The sequence below is a fragment of the Candidatus Gastranaerophilales bacterium genome (genome assembly GCA_028696075.1).
Taxonomy (GTDB): Bacteria; Cyanobacteriota; Vampirovibrionia; order Gastranaerophilales; family JAILCC01; genus JAQVHS01.
This window is the reverse complement of sequence record JAQVHS010000002.1, coordinates 1-23,166: the sequence shown is the minus strand read 5'-3', so window position 1 is coordinate 23,166 and position 23,166 is coordinate 1. Positions and strand designations below refer to the sequence as shown.

18 protein-coding genes and 1 tRNA gene are annotated in these 23,166 nt (G+C 37.8%); 9 read left to right on the top strand and 10 right to left on the bottom strand.

What is annotated here, in order from left to right:
- Nucleotides 1-301: 301 nt before the first annotated feature.
- The 4 genes from clpB to trpB all read right to left on the bottom strand — a co-directional run bounded on the left by clpB (nt 302) and on the right by trpB (nt 5,925).
- Complete coding sequence (clpB, locus tag PHX18_01490; protein ID MDD3593281.1) at nt 302-2,905, bottom strand: ATP-dependent chaperone ClpB; 2,604 nt, start codon at nt 2,903-2,905, stop codon at nt 302-304.
- Between the two features lie 93 nt (nt 2,906-2,998).
- Nucleotides 2,999-3,262 carry a helix-turn-helix transcriptional regulator gene (locus PHX18_01485; GenBank protein ID MDD3593280.1) on the bottom strand — a complete coding sequence of 88 codons (264 nt, stop codon included), beginning with the start codon at nt 3,260-3,262 and terminating at the stop codon, nt 2,999-3,001.
- A gap of 185 nt (nt 3,263-3,447) precedes the next feature.
- Nucleotides 3,448-4,686 carry a tyrosine--tRNA ligase gene (gene tyrS, locus PHX18_01480; GenBank protein ID MDD3593279.1) on the bottom strand — a complete coding sequence of 413 codons (1,239 nt, stop codon included), beginning with the start codon at nt 4,684-4,686 and terminating at the stop codon, nt 3,448-3,450.
- A gap of 27 nt (nt 4,687-4,713) precedes the next feature.
- Nucleotides 4,714-5,925 carry a tryptophan synthase subunit beta gene (gene trpB / locus PHX18_01475; GenBank protein ID MDD3593278.1) on the bottom strand — a complete coding sequence of 404 codons (1,212 nt, stop codon included), beginning with the start codon at nt 5,923-5,925 and terminating at the stop codon, nt 4,714-4,716.
- Nucleotides 5,926-6,076: 151 nt separating this feature from the next.
- Between trpB and PHX18_01470 the strand changes: the two genes are divergently transcribed.
- Nucleotides 6,077-7,171, top strand: coding sequence for a hypothetical protein (locus PHX18_01470; protein ID MDD3593277.1), 1,095 nt, complete (start codon nt 6,077-6,079; stop codon nt 7,169-7,171).
- Here the strand turns inward: PHX18_01470 and leuC are convergent.
- Both leuC and lysS read right to left on the bottom strand, forming a co-directional pair.
- Nucleotides 7,166-8,425, bottom strand: coding sequence for a 3-isopropylmalate dehydratase large subunit (gene leuC / locus PHX18_01465; GenBank protein MDD3593276.1), 1,260 nt, complete (start codon nt 8,423-8,425; stop codon nt 7,166-7,168). The two genes, PHX18_01470 and leuC, sit on opposite strands and share 6 nt — an antisense overlap.
- A 24-nt stretch (nt 8,426-8,449) precedes the next feature.
- The gene (lysS, locus tag PHX18_01460; protein MDD3593275.1) at nt 8,450-9,949 is read right to left on the bottom strand and encodes a lysine--tRNA ligase; all 1,500 of its coding nucleotides are present in this window, start codon (nt 9,947-9,949) and stop codon (nt 8,450-8,452) included.
- Between the two features lie 169 nt (nt 9,950-10,118).
- On the opposite strand from lysS, the gene PHX18_01455 reads away from it, so the two are divergent.
- The 3 genes from PHX18_01455 to PHX18_01445 are packed head-to-tail and all read left to right on the top strand — an operon-like array spanning nt 10,119 to nt 12,913.
- Nucleotides 10,119-11,471 (top strand): glycosyltransferase family 2 protein, encoded by a 1,353-nt coding sequence (locus PHX18_01455; GenBank protein ID MDD3593274.1) that lies wholly within the window; start codon nt 10,119-10,121, stop codon nt 11,469-11,471.
- A gap of 16 nt (nt 11,472-11,487) precedes the next feature.
- A complete protein-coding gene (gene ispD / locus PHX18_01450; protein MDD3593273.1) occupies nt 11,488-12,156 on the top strand; it encodes a 2-C-methyl-D-erythritol 4-phosphate cytidylyltransferase in 669 nt (222 codons plus the stop codon).
- A 13-nt stretch (nt 12,157-12,169) separates the two neighbouring features.
- The gene (locus PHX18_01445) at nt 12,170-12,913 is read left to right on the top strand and encodes a Bax inhibitor-1/YccA family protein (protein ID MDD3593272.1); all 744 of its coding nucleotides are present in this window, start codon (nt 12,170-12,172) and stop codon (nt 12,911-12,913) included.
- A 3-nt stretch (nt 12,914-12,916) separates the two neighbouring features.
- Here the strand turns inward: PHX18_01445 and PHX18_01440 are convergent, their stop codons facing one another.
- Nucleotides 12,917-13,126, bottom strand: coding sequence for a hypothetical protein (locus tag PHX18_01440; protein ID MDD3593271.1), 210 nt, complete (start codon nt 13,124-13,126; stop codon nt 12,917-12,919).
- 185 nt (nt 13,127-13,311) lie between these two features.
- Between PHX18_01440 and PHX18_01435 the strand changes: the two genes are divergently transcribed.
- Nucleotides 13,312-13,638 (top strand): hypothetical protein, encoded by a 327-nt coding sequence (locus PHX18_01435; GenBank protein MDD3593270.1) that lies wholly within the window; start codon nt 13,312-13,314, stop codon nt 13,636-13,638.
- Nucleotides 13,639-13,713: 75 nt separating this feature from the next.
- Here the strand turns inward: PHX18_01435 and PHX18_01430 are convergent, their stop codons facing one another.
- Nucleotides 13,714-14,607, bottom strand: a complete 894-nt coding sequence (locus tag PHX18_01430) for a glycosyltransferase family 8 protein (GenBank protein MDD3593269.1) — start codon at nt 14,605-14,607, stop codon at nt 13,714-13,716.
- 124 nt (nt 14,608-14,731) lie between these two features.
- Between PHX18_01430 and PHX18_01425 the strand changes: the two genes are divergently transcribed.
- From PHX18_01425 to PHX18_01415, 3 genes are all read left to right on the top strand, one after another.
- Nucleotides 14,732-14,819 (top strand) — tRNA-Ser (locus PHX18_01425).
- A 232-nt stretch (nt 14,820-15,051) separates the two neighbouring features.
- Nucleotides 15,052-15,225 (top strand): hypothetical protein, encoded by a 174-nt coding sequence (locus tag PHX18_01420; protein ID MDD3593268.1) that lies wholly within the window; start codon nt 15,052-15,054, stop codon nt 15,223-15,225.
- A gap of 106 nt (nt 15,226-15,331) precedes the next feature.
- On the top strand, nt 15,332-16,552 hold the full coding sequence (locus tag PHX18_01415) for an ATP-binding protein (GenBank protein ID MDD3593267.1): 1,221 nt from the start codon (nt 15,332-15,334) through the stop codon (nt 16,550-16,552).
- Between the two features lie 99 nt (nt 16,553-16,651).
- Here the strand turns inward: PHX18_01415 and PHX18_01410 are convergent, their stop codons facing one another.
- On the bottom strand, nt 16,652-17,020 hold the full coding sequence (locus PHX18_01410; protein ID MDD3593266.1) for a hypothetical protein: 369 nt from the start codon (nt 17,018-17,020) through the stop codon (nt 16,652-16,654).
- Between the two features lie 834 nt (nt 17,021-17,854).
- Nucleotides 17,855-18,805, bottom strand: coding sequence for a hypothetical protein (locus PHX18_01405; GenBank protein ID MDD3593265.1), 951 nt, complete (start codon nt 18,803-18,805; stop codon nt 17,855-17,857).
- A 418-nt stretch (nt 18,806-19,223) separates the two neighbouring features.
- Between PHX18_01405 and PHX18_01400 the strand changes: the two genes are divergently transcribed.
- Nucleotides 19,224-23,166, top strand: a 3,943-nt coding sequence (locus PHX18_01400; GenBank protein ID MDD3593264.1) for a hypothetical protein, incomplete at its 3' end; no start/stop codon positions are given.

Genomic DNA, 23,166 nt, shown 5'->3' with positions numbered 1-23,166 from the left:
ACAAAAGTTAGCATTTGTTGCGGTCAATACATCTTTTAGTGGTAAATTCTCTAACAAATACACCTTGTATAGGATGGTTTAAACCACCTAAACTCAACTAATGGATGATGTTTAAATGATTAAAATTTTTTAAACTAAATATATTGAGATAGAAATTTGAAGTTACCTATGAATTTAAACGAAAAATGTTTACTAAAGTTTTTAAGCAATCCTATTGATATAAGTAACATCTGCAAAGAGCAGCTGCTTAAAACGGACAATAAAAATATATTAAAAGTCAATGACTTCAAAATTCCTGATATTAACCTTTCAAAAATATAATCTTGTCGTCTTTTTCATGAATTTTCACAATAGTTTCGGGCAAAAACTTTCCTTGAAGAATTAATTTTGACAAAGGATTTTCAACAAGCTGTCTTATAACCCTCTTCAACGGTCTTGCACCGTATGCGGGGTCATAGCCTTTTTTAGCCAAAAATACTTTTGCCTGCAGCGTAATAGTGAACTTCAAATTCTGTTCGCCTAAAAGTGCAGACAATCCGGCAAGCTGGATATCTACAATTTCTTCCAGCTGCTCTAAAGTCAGCCCTTCAAAGAATACTATCTCGTCAATTCTGTTTAAAAATTCGGGGCGAAAAGATGCCCGCATCAAGTCCATCACCTGCTCTTTAGTGCGCAGTTTAGCTTCTTCATCACCGTTTGTGCTTTCAAGAATAATACTTGAGCCTATATTACTCGTCATAATTATAACAGTGTTTTTAAAGTCCACGGTTTTACCTTTTGAATCCGTTAAACGCCCGTCATCAAGGATTTGAAGCATTATGTTAAATACATCGGGATGTGCCTTTTCAATCTCGTCAAAAAGAATTACGCTGTAAGGTTTCCTGCGAACGGCTTCTGTAAGCTGCCCGCCCTCTTCATATCCTATATACCCCGGAGGTGCGCCGACAAGCCTTGAAACCGTATGTTTTTCCATATATTCAGACATATCAATTCTGACAAGCGCGTCTTCGTCGTTAAACAAAAACTCGCTTATTGCCTTTGCAAGCTCTGTTTTACCCACCCCTGTCGGACCTAAGAATATGAACGAACCTATCGGACGCTTAGGGTCATTCAGACCTGCCCTTGCCCTTCTTATGGCATCGGAAACCACGTCCACAGCTTCGTTTTGACCGACAACTCTTTTATGCAGAAAATCTTCCATTCTCAAAAGTTTTTGCTTTTCACTCTCAAGCAGCTTGCTTACAGGAATTTGTGTCCATTTGGAAATGACTTCTGCGATATCATCTTCGTCAATTTCTTCTTTCAGAAGGGTGTTTTTTTCCTTGCGCGAAGACATTTCTTCTTCTTCCTTTTTAAGCTGTTTTTCAAGTTCAATGAGCTTGCCGTATTTTAACTCTGCAGCTTTTGCCAAATCCGCTTCGCGCTCTGCCTGTTCAATTTGAACTTTTAGCCTTTCCATTTCATCTTTTAAGTTAGCTAAAGTAGAAATAGATTGTTTTTCTTTGTTCCATTGAGTTTTGATTTTGTCTATTTTCGTACTCAAGCTGTCTATTTGTTTGGTTAAATATTCTGCTTTTTTTGCTGATTCTTCGTCCTCTTCTTTCTTAATCGCTTCGCGTTCTATTTCAAGCTGAATTTTTTGACGCACCAAAGAATCCAGCTCTTCGGGCATGCTGTCAATTTCTATACGCAAAGAAGAAGCTGCTTCGTCAATCAAGTCAATGGCTTTGTCAGGCAAAAACCTGTCTGTTATATACCTGTCGGAAAGTTTAGCCGCTGCAACAAGTGCAGCATCTTTTATATTCACTCCATGGTGAACTTCGTATTTTTCTTTTATACCGCGCAAAATACTTATCGTATCTTCAATGGAAGGCTCATCAACAAACGTCGGCTGAAAACGTCTTTCCAGTGCAGGGTCTTTTTCTATATATTTACGGTATTCATTAACGGTGGTAGCCCCGATACAGCGCAATTCACCTCTTGCCAGCATAGGCTTTAAAAGGTTGCCTGCATCCATAGCGCCCTCTCCGCCGCCTGCGCCGACCATTGTATGAAGCTCGTCAATAAACAAAATTATTTCACCGTCAGAATCTTTTACTTCTTTCATAACAGCCTTTAGCCGCTCCTCAAATTCGCCTTTGTATTTAGCACCTGCTATCAAAGCCCCCATATCAAGCGATATCAGCTTCCTGTCTTTAAGGCTTTCAGGTACATCGCCTCTTACTATCCTTTGCGCCAAGCCTTCAACAATAGCGGTTTTACCCACACCCGGCTCACCTATCAAAACAGGGTTGTTTTTTGTCCTTCTGTTAAGGACCTGAATAACACGCCTTACCTCTTCATCTCTGCCTATTACAGGGTCTAACTTGCCTTCTTTTGCAAGTTTAGTTAAATCCGTACTGTATTTTTCCAGTGCTTTGTAATTATCTTCCGCATTCTGTGAGTCCACTTTTTTGTTACCTCTTATGTCTTTTAACGCTTTTAACAGATTTTCTTTACGTAAGTTGTATTTAGTCAAAATTGAATAGCAAATATCATCGGTATCATCAAGCATTGCCAGGATTAAATGTTCAACACTTACAAAAGAATCGTTCATAGATTTTGCAATTTCAAAGGCAGCGTCAACAAGTTTTTTAAAATCCATGGAAATATAGAGCTGGTCAGTATCTGCCTGTCCGGAAATTTTAGGCAATTTGGCAAGTTCAGCCTCTGTAGTATTTATTAATCCCGAAATATCAAGCTTCAAATCATAAAATATATCATACCCCACACTCTGATTATCTTCTAAAATGGCAAGAAGCAAATGCAAAGGAGTAAGTTGGCTGTTTTGATAACGATTTTTTATATCCTGTGCCGCCAAAACCAAATTCTGGGACTGGTGAGTAAATTTATTAAAATCAATCATACTAACCTCGTAAAAAATATACTTTATATTACATAATTGATTTTAAGGTATTTTTCGATTAAGTCTAGAAAACTTAATTATTATTTAATATATTTATTTTTCTATAAAATGAAAATCTTGCGGCAGTTTGCTGTTTATTAAACTTATAAAATCTGCAATACTGATGTCAAATGCCTCAGCCAGTTTAAACAAAGTAGTTAATTGAGGGTCTTTTAACCCTCTCTCTGCAGTACTTATTATAGATATTGAAATATCATTTTCACTCGCAAACATAAATTGGCTTTTCTTTCCTCTCAAATCTTTCATCACGGAAGCCAATGCATTAAGTATTATTTTCTTTTTGTCTTTTGCTTGCATAATGTAATTTTATGCTTATAATTTAATTATCGCCTTCGCGAACGTGATTGAATTATATTGCAAGAAAAATACAAAACAAATTAAAAAAATGTTTAAATTATTTTTAATCTCTATAGAAGATGCTGAAACAAGTTCAGCATGACAGGCTCTAAAATTAAGATTATAGTTCTTATTTTTCAATATTGCTATATTTTAACAAGCTTGGCAAAATTTCTCTTGCCTGACTGCAATACAACGCTTGTTTCACCTTTGTAGTCAAGGGTTGCATCAACAGCGCAAACCTTTTCACCGTTAATTTTAATGCCTCCGCCCTGAATTAGTCTTTTTGCTTCGCCTTTGCTTTGTACAAATCCTAATTCAAGCACAATATCAATGATTAAAGCCCCGTCGTTCTTTTGAACTTCCGGAATATCTTGAGGGACACCCTTTTTCTGAACAACATTGACAAATTCATCCTGCGCTTCTTGCGCTGTTTGCTCGTCATAATAATAATTTACGATTGTCTTGGCAAGCTTCATTTTTAAATCACGGGGGTTAAACTGCGGATTGGCAAGGTCAGCTTTAACCTGCAAAAGTTCTGTATCAGAAATTTCCGTCAAAAGCTCAAAATAGCGGTAAATCAATTCATCAGAAATAGACATCAGCTTGCCGTACATATTTTTAGGTTCTTCGGTAAGGCTTATGCAATGCTCAGGGTAAGTTTTAGACATTTTAAGCATACCGTCCGTACCTTCAAGAAGAGGCAAAAGCATAACCATTTGAGGGTCTTTTTTACCGTAAGCTGCTTGGATATCCCTGCCCAAAAGCACGTTAAACCTTTGGTCAGTACCGCCAAGCTCAATATCAGAATCAATTGCAACAGAGTCATAAGCCTGCATCAAAGGATAAAAGAATTCATGGATACTTATGGGCTTGTTCTCCTGATAGCGTTTTTGGAAATCATCCCTGACAAGCATTTGTGCAACAGTCATTTTAGAGGACAGCCCCAAAAGTTCGGTTAACCCCATTTTATGCAGCCAGTCTGCGTTGTTCAACACTTCTGCTTTTGAAACATCAACGATTCTGCCCATTTGTTCAAAGTAGCTTTGCGCATTCTCTTCAACCTGCTCTTTTGTAAGGCTGGGTCTTGTTTCAGACTTGCCCGAAGGGTCGCCTATCATAGCAGTAGCTCCGCCTACGATTAAAACAACCTGATGTCCTAATTCCTGAAACTGTCTTAATTTACGCATAACGACGCTATGCCCCAAATGCAAATCCGGTCTTGTCGGGTCTAACCCCAATTTTACACGCAAAGGCTTGTTGTTTTCTTTTGCTTTTTGAAGTTTGAGCGCAAGCCCCATAATGCCGTCAGGTAAAATTTCGGTTCCACGGGATAAACTTTGTGCCTGTTCTATGAATTCTTGTTTTATCTCTGTTTTTTCCATCTGATTTCCTAATCTTATATCTAATGCTTACGTCAATAACTGCAGTAATCTTTCTGTATCTTTATCGCCTCTGCCCGAAACATTTACGACAATAATGTCATCTTTAGAGGTTTGAGGCATAAGGGTTTCCAGATATGCAAGGGCATGTGAGCTTTCAATCGCAGGTATAATACCTTCAAGCCTGGACAATTTTGCAAAAGCATCTACTGCTTCATCATCCGTAATCGCATAATACTGCGCACGTCCGGTATCTTTCAAATAGCAGTGTTCAGGTCCTACTCCGGGGTAATCAATACCTGCTGAAATACTGTAAGACTTTGCCACTTCTCCGTTTTCATCCTGTATAACGTACTGATACATTCCATGTAAAACCATTTTTTTACCAAGGGTTAAACTCGCCGCATGCCTGTTTGTATCCAAACCTTCGCCTGCCGCTTCAAGCCCTATAAGCTTAACGTTTTTATCCTCGAGAAAAGCATAAAAAGCAGCCAAAGCGTTACTGCCGCCGCCTACGCAGGCTAAAATATAATCAGGAAGCTTGTTTTCTTTCTCAAGGATTTGCTGTTTAATTTCCGCACCTACAACGGATTGGAAATTTCTCACAATCATAGGATAAGGGTGAGGTCCTACGGTAGAGCCTAAAACATAAAACACATCATCCGCATGTCTTAACCAATAGTCAATAGAGGCATCACAGGCGTCTTTTAGTGTTTTTGTACCTGAGTCTACACTATGAACTTTTGCTCCTAAAAGCTTCATCCTCTCAACGTTAAGATGTTGTCTTATAATGTCATTTTCGCCCATAAAAATCTGGCATTCCATACCCAAAAGCGCTGCAGCTGTGGCAGTTGCAACACCATGCTGACCTGCTCCGGTTTCTGCAATAACTTTTTTCTTGCCAAGCCTTTTAGCCAAAAGCGCTTGTCCCAACACGTTATTAATTTTATGCGCGCCTGTATGGTTAAGGTCTTCGCGCTTTAAATATATTTTTCCTTTGCCGTAATGTTCTGTTAATCTTTTAGCAAAATATAACGGTGTCGGTCGCCCCGAATAATCCTTTAAAAGTTCGTAAACTTCATCCAAAAAACTTTCATCATTCCATGCCTGATTAAAATCATCTGCCAATTTATTTAAAACCAATTTAAAGTTTTCAGGTACAAAACATCCGCCAAACTCGCCAAAAAAGCCGTTTTTGTCAGGCAGATTGTAATTTTGATGTTTTACATACGGATTACTCATAGCCACTTCCTCATATTTGAACCAAGTTGATTTTATCTCAAACATGTAATTTATAAAAATTAAATCTGCTAAAATCGGCAATAAATGCATTTTTTTTGTTTTTATTTATAAATACGAGGGCTTATTATGCCTTAAAATATAAAGGTAAGTAATGGTAAACAGTTTAAGCTCAGCAAACTTTGAACAAAGTACAAAACAAATATATACTACAAAAAACAACAGCGCCTTTAAACGCTGGGTAAAAGGTGAGGACAAGTACTGCACAGACGGCAAAGATGACGGCAAAATATCTTTTGGTGAAAAGTTTAAACACTTTGGAAAAGGACTTTGCGGAATCGTAAGAACCATAATTAATCATCCTATAGCTACAACAACTGCAATAGCAACAGGTATAGGGCTGACTTTGTTATCAGGCGGAACTGTTTTGCCGGTACTGGTGGCATTCGGAGCAATAGTAGGCGCTTCGGAAATTGCAATTGGCACATATAAAGCAGCAAAAGCCAAAACCGATGCACAAGCTCAAAAAGCCTGGGACACTATGGGATATGGAACTTTTTCGTTCCTTCTTTCATTTTTCACCGCAAAATCAGCGCTGCATGCTGCCAAAGCAGGTGGCATGAATATAGCTGAAACGGCAAAAGAAGGCGGAAATTTAACAGCGACTTATAACTGTCTAAAGTTTATCCCTAAAGCATTAAAAGTAAGCTACAACAATTCAAAGATAAATATTGCGTTAATGCTGAAAAAAATAAAAGCCCTTATTCATCCTTCTCACGATGTTGTAAGCGGAGCAAAAGGGCTGAAGGATGCTATACCTATGATAGGACGTTCTGCACGCAATGCAACTGCCGAGGAAGCTATAGCTGCAAATGCCAAACTCGCGGCAGAAGCAAAGGCCCCAAGAACAGCCATTTTGAATGATGAAATAATAGCAAACAATGCAAGATTGGCAGCAGAAAGCAAAATACCGCGCACAGGGTTGGCAGCGGAAGAATTGTTAAATGCAACAAATGATACTATAAGACCCGCCGCAGATTTAGGACAAGCCGCTGAAATAGCAAGACAAAGTACAATGTACAAAGTAACGCCTATAGGAACAAAAGCTCAACCCCCGTCAGGCTCTCAGGCTGTTGCGGAAAGCGAACTGTTCAATCCTAATATCGCGGGTAACGCGAACTTAACCTCATTACCCGAAATACAAAAGCAAGAGGTTATAAACAGGTATTTACGACAAAAAGATTTATAGTTCGTCGGGAGAACCAATTCTGCCAAGAATTGCGCTTGCTGCGGCAATAGCAGGGTTAGAAAGGTAAACCTCACTGTCCACATGTCCCATTCTGCCTACAAAATTTCTGTTTGTAGTGGAAATAGCTCTTTCGCCTTCGGCAAGGATACCGGCATGTCCGCCCAAACAAGGTCCGCACGTAGGAGTGGAAACCGCTCCGCCTGCATTAACTATTGTATGGACATAACCCGCATCAATAGCCTTGAGATAGATGTCCTGAGTACCGGGGAATACTATCAAACGAACGTCATCGTGAATTTTTCTGCCTTTGAGTATGCTTGCGGCAACTTCAAGGTCGGAAAGTCTGCCGTTTGTACAGCTTCCTATAACGGCTTGGTCTATTTTTACATTGCCGACTTGTGAAATAGGTTTAGTGTTTTCGGGCAAATGAGGGAATGCAACCGTTGGCTCAATATCCGCTACATCGTATTTAATCACTCTTGCATAAGAAGCATCAGGGTCGCTCGTGTAGAATTTGTAAGGTCTTAATGTTCTGCCTTTTAAATATTCTTCGGTTATTGCATCAGGAACGATAATACCGTTTTTTGCACCTGCTTCAATAGCCATATTACAAATGGTAAATCTGCCGTCCATACCCATTGCTTCAATGACGCTGCCGCCGATTTCAAGAGTTTGATACAAAGCTCCGTCAACTCCGATATCGCCTATCAGGTGAAGGATTAAGTCTTTGCCGGAAACCCATTTGTTTAATTTGCCGTTAAATTCAACTTTAATAGCTTCGGGAACTTTAAACCATGTTTCGCCCGATGCCATAGCACAAGCAAGGTCGGTAGAGCCTACACCTGTAGAAAAAGCACCTAAAGCGCCGTAAGTACAGGTATGGCTGTCAGCGCCTATAATCAAATCGCCTGCGCCTACGATACCTTTGTCAGGCAAAAGCGTATGTTCAATACCCATTCTACCGACGTCAAAGTAGTGTACGAGTTTTTGTTCACGTGCAAATTCTCTAATCATTTTTGCCTGCTGCGCCGATTTAATATCTTTATTGGGTACAAAATGGTCGGGAACAAAAACAACTCTTGTATTATCAAATACTTTATCTACTCCGATTTTTTTAAATTCTTTTATAGCAACAGGTCCTGTAATATCGTTTGCAAGTGTAATATCAACTTTAGCTGTAATTAAATCACCTGCTTTAACTTCATCCAGTCCGGCATGAGCTGCAAAAATTTTCTCCGTAATATTCATCGGCATATCAGTTCTCTCCTTAACAGTTCTCTAGTCAACTTTATCCAAATTTTTACGCATGGTAGGGAATGCTATAACATCACGTATGGATGGTGAATCGGTAAGCAGCATTATAAGTCTGTCAATACCTATACCTAATCCGCCCGCCGGAGGCATTCCGTACTCAAGCGCATTGATATAATCTTCATCAATCTCACAAGCTTCGTCATCACCTTTAGCTTTTGCCTCCGCTTGAAACTCAAACCTTCTTCTCTGGTCTATCGGGTCTGAAAGTTCGGAAAAAGCGTTCGCAACTTCCCAACCGTTAATTCTGGTTTCAAATCTTTCGGTTAAACGGGGGTTATCTCTGTGAGGTTTTGCCAAAGGCGATATATCACGGGGATAATCAATAATATGGATAGGGTTAATCAGCTTTGGTTCAACTTTTTCTTCAAAAATTCTGTCTAATGTCTTTCCCCAATTTTCGCAGTCATCGGCATCAACTCCCATTTTTTTGGCTTCCGCCTGCACTTCTTCAAGCGTAATTTTATCGGTAAAATCAACCCCTGTATATTGCTTAATAGCGCCAAGCATAGTCATTCTGTCCCAAGGCGGGGTAAGGTCGATTTCTCTGCCCTGAAAAGTTATTTTCATTGTACCTAAAACATCCTGAGCGATAGAACTTATCATATTTTCGGCAAGAGCCATCATTTCATTATAATCAACATAAGCCTGATAAAGCTCTAACATAGTAAATTCAGGGTTATGTTTCGGCGAAAGTCCTTCGTTTCTGTAACTTCTGTTTATTTCAAAGATTTTTTCACTTAATCCGCCAACCAATAAACGCTTTAAATAGAGTTCCGGAGCAATTCTTAAAAACATTTGCATATCAAGCGCATTGTGGTGTGTTGTAAAAGGTCTTGCAGTTGCACCGCCTGCTATAGTTTGGAGCATAGGGGTTTCAACTTCCAGAAAACCTTCATTCGTTAAATATTCTCTTATCTTTTGAACAATTTTAGAGCGTTTTTTAAAGGTATCTCTGACTTCTTTATTAACAATCATATCAAGGTATCTCTGGCGGTAGCGCGTTTCTTTATCGGTCAGACCATGGAATTTTTCAGGCAGCTGCTGCAAAGATTTGGCAAGGATTTTAATATCCTTTGCCTTAATACTCAATTCACCTCTGGGTGTGCGGCGAACCGTTCCCATTACACCTAAAATATCACCGATATCAAGCAGTTTTAAAAGTTTTAATTTATCTTCGTTTAAATTGTCTTTATGGCAAAAAATTTGAATTTTCCCCGAACTGTCCATCAAGTCCATAAACATACCGTTATTGCGATTTGCCATAATTCTGCCCGCTACGTGGTATGTATCCTCTGTTTCTGTTCCTGCTTCAAGGTCTTGATATTTTGCCTGAAGCTCTTGCGCGCATGCATTCCTGTCATACGTATAAGGATAAGGGTTAATTCCATTCTCCACTAATTCCGTTAATTTTTGTATTCTTGACTCTCTGACTGAATCTGTTTTGTTTACAGTTTCGTTTGACACTTTATCCTCCAGATAGATTTAATTTATTATACATGTAAAATATTAGCACAAACATTTTTTGAGTTACTTTGGATTTAAGAAAAATTACATTTTCGCTTTTATTTTGTGCTTGAGGTATTATGTACTATAGTAATTTAGTAAAATATTTTATGAATACTTTGAGGTAAAAATGAGAGATAGATTAGTTTTATTAGCAATAATAACAGTAATATGGTCAATGATAGAATTAGTAAGGTTTGTAATCCCTGTACAATCCCTGTTTATAGTAACTTTCCTGCTTGTACTTTATACAATTTTCACAACGGCGGCATTTAGTCATCAGGACCGAAGACTAAGAAAAAAACCTCAACGGCTTAATTTAGATTATGAGCCTACAGTATGTATAATGATTCCTGCTCATAACGAAGAAACCGTTATTGAAAAAACCATTGAAAACATTGCAGCCATTGATTATGAAAAGTTTGAAATCTTTGTAATTGACGATAGAAGTGATGATGATACAGCAAAAGTAATAAAAGAAGTTGAAAAAAATTACGGCGGAAAAGTAAAAGCGATTATAAGAGATAAAGACGCTTTCCCCGGAAAATCCGCAGTATTAAACGATGCTTTAGCTTTGACAAATGCTGATGTTATATGTGTTTTTGACGCTGATGCAAGAGTGAAAAAGGATTTTTTAAAGGTTCTTTTGCCTTACCTTGCCCCGGAAGAAGTAGGTGCGGTACAGGCAAGAAAAATTATAATCAATAAAGAATTAAATATTCTTACCGCCTGCCAAAACAACGAATACACTCTTGACAATCACTTGCAGCTGAGCCGTGACAGCATTAACGGAGCCGTAGAATTGAGAGGCAACGGGCAGCTGATAAAAAGGGCTGCGCTTTTAGAAGTAGACGGCTGGAACAATAATACAATTACGGACGATTTGGATTTGTCTACAAAGCTTCATTTGAACGGCTGGGGAATAAGATACTGTCCTATAGGCGAAGTCTACGAAGAAGCGATTTTAAAACCGATTCCGCTGTTAAAACAGCGCCGCAGATGGGTAGAAGGTTCCATAAGAAGATACCTTGATTACTGTGTAGACGTTGCAACATCAGAAGTAATTTCACTCCGCGCGAGTTTTGATATGCTTGCTTATATGTTAGAGTTTGTAATTCCTGTTCTTTTAGTCGGCAGTATAATTGTACAAAGTCTTAAATATATGAAAGGTTATGAAAATCACTTACTTTCAACAGCTGCTGTAGGGGTCGGTATTTGCTTGTTCTTCTTCCTCGGAATTGTTTATTCCTTAAGAAAATATGACAAACAACCGGTTTTTAAAGCAATAGGACAAGCAATAATTACCGGTATATACATGGTGGTTTTATGGATACCGCTTGTAACCTGGATTGTGTTCAAAATACTTATCTTTAAACGCGATATGAACTGGGGTAAAACTTCTCACGGGCTGGAAAATGAAAGTATTAAACCTGTAAAACAGGTCGAAGCTGCCGTCGAAGTTGCCACAAACGAAGTAATATAACCTGACAGGCAAAAGTATGAAAGCAAGCTTGATAATAACAGCAGCAGGCAGCGGCTCAAGATATGATAGAAACCTTAATAAACTGCTTGAAAAAATATCCGGTATAAGCGTTATAGAACGCGCTTTGAACGTATATACAGAAACGGCTTTGTTTGATGAGATAATTATTTGCACCTCGTCAAATTTTTTGGAAGAAATAAAGAGTTTAACCTCTCATATTTCTCATTCAAAAGTAATTTTAGGCGGAGAAACCAGACAACAATCCGTTTTGAACGGGCTGAAGGAATGTTCAAGCCCTGATTTTGTGGCGATTGCAGATGCGGCAAGACCGTTAACCACAAAAGAAATGATTATAAAAGCGCTCAACCTTGCAAAAGAAAAGGGCAGCGCTATTTGCGCCGTTCCTGCAAAAGATACTATAAGAAGAGTTGATAAAAACGGAAGAATCACAGATAATATAAATCGCGAAGGTTTATACAATATTCAGACCCCGCAAATTTTTAAATATAAGGATATTTTAGAAGCACATATAAAATTCCAAGGTGAAAACGCAACAGACGACAGTTATTTATTCCAAAAATCAGGACATGACGTTTTTATAAGCGAAGGAAGTTATCAAAACATTAAAATAACAACCAAAGAAGATATCCTGTTTGCAGAAATATTATTAAATGACAAAAAATAAAAGGAGATAATTTATGAGTACACCGGTTTTAAATGAAAACACATTTAGTCAAAATGCACAGTATGTTACTGCTGACAGCATCCCGATGACAGTTGACGGTACTATTTTAAAGACCGTTCTTTTAATGGCAATATTAATTCTTGCAGGGGCATTTTCCTGGAATGCCTATGCAACAGGACAAATGCTTATGGCTCAGGGGTTAATGTTTGGCGGTTTGATTGTAGGGTTTATTCTTGCAATTATAATTTCCTTTAAACCCACAGCAGCACCTTTTTTATCCCCTATATATGCAGCATGCGAAGGGCTTGCACTCGGGGCGATTTCTTCAATGTTTGAAGCAAGTTACAGCGGAATTGTACTGCAAGCGATAGCTTTATCTTTGGCAGCTATGATGGCGATGCTGTTTTTGTATATGTCAAGGATTATCAAAGTTGATAATAAATTCCGTGCAAGTGTTATGATAGCAACTTTCGCAATTTTAATAGTATATTTGGCAAGCTGGATTTTGAGCTTTTTTGGCAAAAGCGTACCGTATATCCATGAATCGGGCATGATAGGAATAGGTTTCAGCCTGCTTGTTGTGGGTGTTGCTTCTTTTAATTTTCTTTTGGACTTTGATATTATAGAAAGAGGTGTACAATCTTATGCGCCAAAATATATGGAATGGTACGGCGGTTTTGCATTGCTTGTAACACTTGTATGGCTATATATAGAAATGCTGAAGCTTTTATCAAAGTTTGCTTCAAGAAGAAATTAAAAATTATTTTTCGTTTATAAAATTTCTAAGATGGACCTTGGCTTTTTCAATAATGCCGGGGTCTTCTTGGCTGCAATCAGATTCTAAAATCTCATCTTTAATTTTAGCGATAGATGCGTCTTTACCTGCTTTGTCAATAAACTTTTCCAAAAAATAACTGTAAGCGCCATTAGAATCTTGTTCGTAATTGAATTGACCATACTCATTAATCATAAACGGCATGGAATCCTTATTAAGCTACCTGTGGAATATTAAACCGTAAAACAGCAAAAATTTGCTACCTGAATTATTTTTTTGTTACATCTTTATATCGTATAAAGATTATGTAAGGAAATCGTATTCAGGGAATTTTTGCATGTATAATCAAAAATAATATCAGAGTAGTACAGGAATAAGTCATGCAGGCACTATTAGAAAACAATCCCATAAGTTTTTACAAAAGCGAAGCTTTAAAATCAGAATTCGAAAAACTTATGGAAAGAGCATCAGAAGCAGAACCGACTTTAAAAAATAAAATCGAGAACGAAATCGTAGCAAAAGGTTTAAAGTTCGTTCCCGAAATGATAGAACATATGCAAACTTCTAAGGGTATAACCAGAGGTTTGTGCGCAATGTGCTTAATCAGAATAGGTGTTTCTTGCGTATCATTCATTGAAGAAGCTTCAATATTAAACAATGATTTCCAATGGATAGCAAACTACCTTTTAAACGAAATAAGAATTTAAAATAATTTTTTCAATTAAAAAGAGGCTGCCCCAAAAACGGTAGCCTCTTTTTAAAGTTTATAATAAATATATGTGTTATTTACGTTTTTTTATTTTGCCTTTCAACGTAAAAATCCTGTATTTATAATGGTCGCCTTCTTCGTAAAAACAAAAAGCAGCTGTTATAATATTTTCAATCCATTGCAAATATTTTGTTTTAAAATCAGCAAAAGGTGTTTTATTCAAATAGTGATAATAAATAACTTTTTGCTCATAATGCCCTTTATGCTGCCAAGGCTTACATTTGCCTATAAAGTGCAAAATCTGAGTTTTTTCTGTCTTTTTGGTTTTGACAGAGGGGTCAGTAGTTTGATAAACCTTCATGCATTGATTATTCCATTTTAATTCAACAGGCAAAATTTTACCTTTGCACACGACATTAATCGCATCCTGGTCCGGGCAGCTTGTAGCATTGTTCCTAACGTAGTCTAAAAGCGCATCCTCTACGTTGTCCTGGCGCATTTTAGCAAGGTTAAACATAGACATCCCTGCATTGATATATATACTGTTTTCATCCAAAGCAAAAATATCTCTTGCACCTGCAACGTAATAATCAGCCAAATCTTTGTCAAACAAAGTCGCCAAAGAACCTTGTATAATCATATCCGAGTCAAGATAAATAATTTTATCAATATCAGGAAAAAGTGAAGGCGCTTTTAAACGATAAAAAGTAGCCATGGTAAAATGCACTCCCTCAGGCAAATAACATCCTTTGAAGTCTTCGGGGTTGATTTTTACATACGTAATTCGGCAAGGTGCAAACTTTGAAATTTCTGCAATTTTAGCTTTGTTTTCATTACTTATGCCATCATCTATAATAAAACAGTTTATAAAATCATCTTTTGCCGTATTTAAAAGCGTAGATGCAATAGCTACAGCCAAATGCTGCGAGTAATTATCATCCGATGCAAAACAAACATTTATTTCCATATTTTCGCCACTCGTCATCTGTCCTCACTAAGGATAGCACAAAAGACAAATTTTTCTGATTTTTGCAACGGGATTAATATTGCAAAAATATTTTCTTATTGTATTATATACTTAAAGCCCAATCGGAGAAGTGCCTGAGTGGTTTAAAGGAGCGGTCTTGAAAACCGTCGTGCGTGACGAGCGCACCGTGGGTTCGAATCCCACCTTCTCCTAATTTAAAAACAGAGAAAACTGTCATAAGACAGTTCTCTCTGTTTTTTATGTACGAGGGGTTTGAACCCGCACAAGGCTTTGCCTTGTCAGTGGGTTTGAGCACTACGACAAACAAGCAATCTCTGATTGCGTAGTTTGACGGATGCAGCCAGTGAGTTTGAGTTGAGCAACGCGATTACTCAAACAACGTGCCTGCCTCCTCTCCGAATTTAATGAAAGGAGTAAATTATTATGGAAATGCAATATTGGCATCCTGTAAATGGAGGCGAGCGTTATGAATTTTCAGAAGTAGATGCTCCTGAAAAAATAAAGAATTATTTTTTCAATAAAAGGGTTCCTGCCGAATATACAAAGAAAGGTGTGGCAAATCCAGTATTATATCATGATCAAATTTATACAAAGTAAAAATTAAAAATTTTGAATAATTAGAACTTGACTTTTGGTATTTTTAGTTTAATATGGAATTATGCTCCATATTAAACTAAATTGTGTCAAGAATCAGGAGGCACAAATGTTACCACGTCAACTCTCTAAAACTATACTTGAAATATCAAAACATTTTTCCGTAATTCTTATCACAGGTCCAAGACAGGTTGGAAAAACTACTTTACTGGAAACTCTAGCGCCTGAGCGCGAGTATGTCACACTTGATGACTTAGAGCAAAGACGCCTTGCAAAAGAAGATCCGGGGTTGTTTTTACAAATTCATAAGCCTCCGCTAATTATTGACGAGGTTCAATATGCACCTGAATTATTTTCATATATTAAAATGCATGTTGATAAAAATCAGCAGCCGGGAGCATTTTGGCTCACGGGTTCGCAAAAATTCCATTTAATGAAAAATGTCACAGAAACACTGGCAGGCAGGGTTGCGATTATTGATATGCTTGGAATTTCATATCCTGAATTGACAAATAATATTGAACATTCCAGCGCCTTTTTGCCGACTGACGAATGGATTGAAAATAGAATTAAATTAAAAACAAAGCCGCTTGATATTAATGAGGTTTATGAAATTATTTTTAGAGGCTCTTTCCCAAAACTGCTTTCAGACAAAGATATGCCCCGAGATATATTTTACAGTTCATACGTGCAAACTTATATCACACGCGATGTTAAAGACATTACCAAAATAGGCGATGAAATTCAGTTTTTAAATTTCTTAAAAGCAATTGCAGCACGCACAGGGCAGTTGATTAATTATACAGATATTGCACGCGATGTTGATATTGATGTGAAGACTGCAAAAGCTTGGGCATCAATTCTTGAAACATCAGGGTTAATTAAGTTCTTGTATCCTTATTACAACAACATTACAAAACGAATAATCAAAACACCCAAAATGTATTTTTTGGACACCGGCTTGTGTGCTTATTTAACCGGTTGGGATACTCCAAAAACTCTTGCAAACGGGGCAATGAACGGAGCAATTTTTGAAACTTATGTTTTTGCCGAAATTTTAAAATCCTATTGGAACAACGGTAAAACCCCAAATATATATTTTTATCGAGACACAAACCAACAGGAAATCGATTTTGTATTTGACACAGATGGCACTTTATATCCTGTTGAAGTTAAAAAAACAGCTGCCCCGTTGCGAAAAAATATTTCGTCGTTCAAAGTGCTTGAAAAATTAGGAAAACCTGTCGGTAAAGGCGCAGTTATTTGCCTTTATGATAAAATATTGCCTTTGAACAGAGAGATAAATATTGTGCCGGTGGGGGAGATATAACCCGCTAAACAAGTACGGTTTAAAGAAATGAATTTACTTTCTAAATGTATTTGTTATTATTCATGTATAAGACTACTCTCATTTATTAAAAGGTTTAACTTAATCAATTAAACTAGCATAATGACCAGATTGTAAATTTCCATATAATAATTCCAACATCTTTGTCATTTTAAGCATCGCCGGTTCATTATTAGTATGTTTCTTTGCAACTTCACAAGCGGTTCTATTAAGGCATTTTGTACAATCATACATCGATTTTTGGCAATATTGATTACCTTTAGTGATATAACCATGTTTTTTAATCCAAGTTTTGCGGGCAATAATTTTATTTTTTCTGACATACTGCCATGGGTATAAATATTCATTTAAATATTTTTCATATTCTACTCTAAATTTTTCAAAATCGATTATGCTTAAGCAAAATTGTTTCTTGTATCCCCTTCTTGCAACAGAAATAGGGCAAGGCACATCGACTTTGTAATTAAAATTCTTATGTCAAAATTCCAATTACCTCTTTCATAATCTTTTATAATCCTTTTGTAATAATGTAGGTAAGATTTATCTTTACCCATAATTCTTTGCATTGCATTTCTTAGTGAACATACCATAATAATTTCTCCTTGTTTTTCTTTAATCCATGATAATAATAGAATTTAAAACAAGTAGTTTAACAGTATATTTATGGCAGCCATTATTTTCCCTGCTAATTCCCTGTTAATTGGTTTAGGGAATTTCCCATTAAATGCTTATGTAGATTATGTAAAATTTGCTATAATTTTCCTGATTCACTGTAAAAATTGAAAAATTCCCGGTAAAATGGCAGTTATCAGGGAATTTAGTCCAAATAAACACTAAGTGGAGGAACCTGTAAAAACATTTCAAGAGAGACTATTGCTAGCGTAACTACAATATCCTAATCTAAAAACAGAGAAAACTGTCATAAGACAGTTTTTTGTTTTTTATGTACGAGGGGTTTGAACCCGCACAAGGCTTTGCCTTGTCAGTGGGTTTGAGCACTACGACAAACAAGCAATCTCTGATTGCGTAGTTTGACGGATGCAGCCAATTAGATTACATTGTGGCGTATACTATATGTGTATAACTACAGCCATTAATAATAGATAGACCGCTGTTAACGTTATTTACCTGTTATTTCCCCCAAAAAAGCCATGAATTTAAATTATACCCAAATACAAAATTCGTTATGAGTGCGGAATTGTTCTCTGACAACTTTTTTTTGGATACACATTCGCCAAAGGATTGGAAATTATTCTGATAACCGGCGCCAAAATCGTTAATATCCTATTTTGCTATACAAACAATTTTTTCAAAACCGTTTTCTTTAATAAATTGTTCGTCAATTTTTATGAATTCGGCAAGAAGCGGGTGAATCGAAATAAAATGGCGGTTTTTGCCCCTAATCAAGTCTGAATTTTCTTGAAAAACCTTTTTCATTGCTTTTTCAAGCTTTGCAAACGTTGTAACCCAGTATTTATCAGCTGTTTGGGCAACTCTCTTGAACTCGTGGATATTATGCAGATAAATTTTTTCGACATCAAGTTTTACCGCCCAATCGAAAAATAACGGCAGTTCCGGCAAATTTGTCGGCATAGCAAGGTATTTAGGCGACAGACGAACTTTTTTATTCTCGTAAAGACAGTTAAAATTCCGCATAGTAATGTCCAAATCCAGACCCATTTCAAAATTATAAGTCACAGGCTGAAACCCGAGCATAGAAACCGTCATCTTATCAAAAATCTGTTCCGCCTGCTTCACAATCAGCTCTGATACAGACAAATTCGTAATCGTATGGAATTGCATATCCGGATATTTGGATTTGAATGCAAAAAGCATTTCCATTGAATTTTTCTGGACAAGAATCTCGCCGCCGATTGCAATAACATTACGCGGCTTGTAGTGTTCAATAAATTCTTTTATTTTTTGCATATGAGCCTCTTCGTTCGGAAGTTTTTCCTTTTTTTGAGGACAACAAACACAAGACGCCTGGCAAACATTCGACGTTTCAAAATGAATATAATTCAAATTAGGGCGGTCATCTGCATTGCGGGCTACGGATTTGAACATTTCGCATTCGCAAATTACGTCTGTGTTTTCTATTTTTTCAAAAATGTTTTCGTTAAAAATATTGCCTAATTTTTGGTCGGCAGGCACCGCACAGCAAGGATAAATATCGCCGTTGCAGCGTATTTTTAACTTGGCAAAATGACATACCCGAACCGTTTTATTTTCCATAAGTTAAGACTACAACCAACAACCCCTCAAGTCAAACTGTGTGAATAATTTCACGAATATAATAAGTTTAAAAATCCCGATTTTAATGTTTTTTCAACAAAACACTTGCACAGGCGGGTAACTATTTTTGGATACGTTTAAAAAAAGTTTTGTTAATTCATTAAATAAATATTTTACTGCACTTTCATATTGGAATGATAATTATCATTTTATTTGTAATTTTTAATTTTTATGTTAAGATTTTTTAAGGCTGGTAGTCTAAACGGAGTATTTTTGTAACTTTCTTAATACAAATAAACGTTTTTTTTAGGTTATATTGTGGCATATACTACATGTGTATAACTATAGCTATTAATAATTAGTTGATAAGCCGCTGTTAACGTTATTTACTTGTTGTCCCCCAAAATGAACTTGAATTATGTCCAAATACAAACATAACAAATTAAAATATTGCGCGATACTATCTGCGGTTGCATTAGGACTAGGTTTCACAACGCAGTCTGCTTTGGCTGTGGATAATTGGAATGATTTAAAAAACGGCATTCTAAATAATGAAACTGTGTCTTTAGACTTAGACATCACTGCTGCAGATACATTAACAACAACTTCAAGCACAGATGCTACATTAAACGGCAACGGGTATACTCTTAGCGGTACAACAACCAATTACAGGCTTTTCAGTAATTACGGGAATTTGAACTTTAACAATATCAAGCTAACAAACAGCGGCTCTATTGAGAACAAAAGCTCCGGAACTCTGACAATCAACAATACTACTTTCGGTAAGCGCACAGGTTCGGGTACTGTTGAAGACCCTTATGTATACTCTGACGGTAATAAATTAACAAACGGAGGTGCCATTTACAATGACAATGGTACTGTAAATATTGCGAGTTCAAATTTCTATGCTAATAGCGCCACCAATTCCGGCGGGGCGATTTATAACATAGGCTCAATGACAATCACAGACTCTGCCTTTGCAGCCAACGCCAGTTTAATAGGCGGTTTGGGTCGCGGAGGGGCGATTTATAATGCCTCGGCATTGACCATAAACGGCAACTCCGTTTTTGGCGGAAATATTGCATCTAATTTTGGCGGAGCGATTTATAACGACAACGGCACAATATCAATAACGGACGGGGAATTTTACAACAACAAAACAACTGGCGTAAACAAAGACGGCGGCGCGATTTATAACACGGGTGCAACATCAGGGCTGACAATCTCAAATTCCATATTCGGTAAACGAACAGGCTCAGGTACAACCGAAGACCCATACGTTTACTCTGACGGTAACGAAACAACCAGAAACGGCGGAGCAATTTTTAACAACAATACAGCAGTCGCCACTATAACAATAACAGACAGCCAATTTTACGGTAACAAGGCAAATGACGGCGCGGCAATATATACATTAGGACCATTAACTATAAACGGCAACTCTATATTCGCCGGTAATGAAGCGAGCAATAGCGGCGGGGCGATTTATAACGACAACGGCACAATATCAATAACGGACGGGGAATTTTACAACAACAAAACAACTGGCGTAAACAAAGACGGCGGCGCGATTTATAACACGGGTGCAACATCAGGGCTGACAATCTCAAATTCCATATTCGGTAAACGAACAGGCTCAGGTACAACCGAAGACCCATACGTTTACTCTGACGGTAACGAAACAACCAGAAACGGCGGAGCAATTTTTAACAACAATACAGCAGTCGCCACTATAACAATAACAGACAGCCAATTTTACGGTAACAAGGCAAATGACGGCGCGGCAATATATACATTAGGACCATTAACTATAAACGGCAACTCTATATTCGCCGGTAATGAAGCGAGCAATAGCGGCGGGGCGATTTACAATCGCTCAAACTTAACAGTTAATGGCAGCGTATTTACTAGTAACACAGCAACAGGCAGTGGCGGAGCGATTTATAACGATAGTGGTATATTATCATTAACAGGTGCTGAATTTTATAATAACAAAGCAACCGCTGCAAGCAAAAACGGTGGTGCTATTTATAATACGGGTGAAACATCAGGGCTGACAATTACAAATTCCATATTCGGTAAACGCACAGGCTCAGGTACAACCGAAGACCCATACGTTTATTCTGACGGTAACGAAACAACCAGACGGGGCGGCGCGATTAATAACAACAATGCAGCAAGCTTCACTATAACAAACAGCCAATTTTACGGTAACAAAGCAAACGACGGCGGAGCAATATACAATGCATCGGGACCATTAACTATAAACGGTAACTCTGTTTTCGCAGGTAATACAGCCACAAATGTGGGCGGAGCCGTTTATACGGCAGGAGCATTAACAATAAACGATAATGCAATATTCCGGGATAATATATCCAACAATACCGCAGGAGCTTTTTATAACGCTGCAGCTGAAGTTTCTATTACGGGAGCTGAGTTCTATAACAATCAAGCCTTGGCGGGAGGGGCTATTTACAACTGGGGGCATACAGCTAAATTAACCGTTGAAAATTCCATATTCGGTAAACGCACAGGCTCAGGTACAACCGAAGACCCATACGTTTATTCTGACGGTAATATAGCCACAACAAGCCAGGGCGGGGCTATTTTCAATTCTACCAATTCAGAAGCAACCATCATAAACAGTCGATTCTATGGCAATAGCGCTAATAATGCCGGAGCTGTTTACAACGTGGGAATACTAACAATCAGGGATAATTCTGTTTTTGATAATAATACTTCGCCGGCCGGCGCCGGAGCCATTTATAGCTCGGGAATATTATCAATTAGCGATACCAAATTTTACAATAATAAAACCACATCAGCAGTTGCCAACGGCGGAGCTGTTTATGTCACGGGCGCAACTTCAGAAGCTGTCATTTCTAATTCTATATTTGGCAGCCGCAGCGGTTCCGGGACAGTTGAAGACCCTTATGTTTATTCCAACGGCAATCAAGCCGGCAGCGGGGGCGGAGCTCTTTGTTTTCAGTCCAACACAACAGCTAACACAATATCCGGCAGCAAATTTTACGGGAACACTGCAACTAATGGTGCTGCTATCTATAATCAGGGGATTTTAACAATCAAGGGTAATTCCATATTTGCAGGTAACACAGCAGCCACTAAAGGCGGCGCTATCTACAATGCAGGAACACTCAACCTGATTGCCGACAGCGGAAATATTGAATTCACAGACAATAAAGCCAACAGTGTCTCCAACGCCATTCACACTAACGGCGGTACTGTTAATATCAGCGCCGATTCTGATAAGTCAGTAATATTTAACGACAGAATAACCTCCGAAAATGCCACCAGCATTATCAATATCAACAATAACGCAACATATAACACAGGCTCTATAATTCTTAACGCTGATATGGCCGGCTATCTCGGCGCTGTTAACCTCTTTGGCGGTACTTTAAAGCTTGCTAATTCCGGTACCTTCTTCGGCGCTCCTGCAACAGGGATAAACTTTGCTATGTCGGGAGCTTCTGTTTTAGACCTGCAAAACAGTAAAATAGACAGCATCAAATTTATCGGCTTTACTGCTGCGGATACGCCTGCGTTAAAGATTGATATTTCGCCAAATACTCTCACTCTGGACAATTTAGCAATAACAACCGGAAGCGGAAGTATTGCTACAAACTTTAATATCTTAAATGACTTGGAAATACTAACACCTGTAGAACTAACTGTCCTTTCGTCAGTCAATAACGGAATAAGTTTGAGTGATTTTGAGGATATAATTATTAACACTACTGATTCTATGTATAGAATTAAACATAGTGATAATATCGGTAAAATATTATTTGCCACTGAAATTCCCGATGGGTTAAAAGCAGCCCTAATGGCAGCAGGAACCAGAAGTTATGCGCAAACAGATGAATATTTGGCATATATGAACCTGCCGGCTATGAACAAGGGTACATTAAATATTTCAGGTACGGGAATTCTTAACGGTAATGATGCTTATTCATTATTTGCGGTTGATTCAACAAGTTCTGCCGACACCTGGAACTTAAATATCAATGACGTGACCATCAAAAACTGGACGGCAGTAGACGGCGGAGCCTTGAACATCAAAGGTGAAAATTCTACCGTAGTTATTGATAATGTAACATTTGACAACAATATTGCAACGAATGTTTCCGGCGGCGCTATCTACAACGACGGCGGAAAACTTACAATTACGGATTCCAACTTCTACAAGAATACGGCTCTGGGAGATACAAACCAACAGGGCGGCGCTATTTATAATACGGGTGCAACAGCCTTATTAAATATCTCAAATTCAACTTTCGGCAAACGCACAGGCGCAGGAACTGTTGAAGATCCGTACGTTTACTCTGACGGTAATGAAA